The 273-nt window shown below is 47.6% G+C and carries 1 protein-coding gene; it reads left to right on the top strand.

Annotation, left to right across the window (positions count from 1 at the left end; translation table 11 throughout):
• Positions 1–7: 7 nt before the first annotated feature.
• A partial coding sequence (locus QWY28_RS24645; RefSeq protein WP_369292723.1) for an FtsW/RodA/SpoVE family cell cycle protein occupies positions 8–273 on the top strand: 266 nt, incomplete at its 3' end.

Raw genomic sequence — 273 nt, forward strand, 5'->3', positions numbered from 1 at the left:
TGTACTGTTGCTTTATATAATGTTGCTAGTGCGGGTTGGGATGATCGCCCGGAAATGTGATAAATCATTCCCGAAATTCCTAGTGTTGGGATGTGGGTTGCTGGTGGTAGTCCAAGCTTTGGCGAATATGGCGGTAGCTGTGAATTTAGTGCCCGTTACCGGGCAACCGATGCCGTTGGTGAGCCGGGGTGGTACGTCTACGCTTATTTCTTGTATCTATTTCGGGATCATATTGAGCGTAAGTCGTTTTGGAGCCAATATCGGAAATGAGGA

This window comes from Nocardioides oceani (genome assembly GCF_030412965.1).
GTDB classification, from domain to species: Bacteria; Actinomycetota; Actinomycetes; order Propionibacteriales; family Nocardioidaceae; genus Nocardioides; species Nocardioides oceani.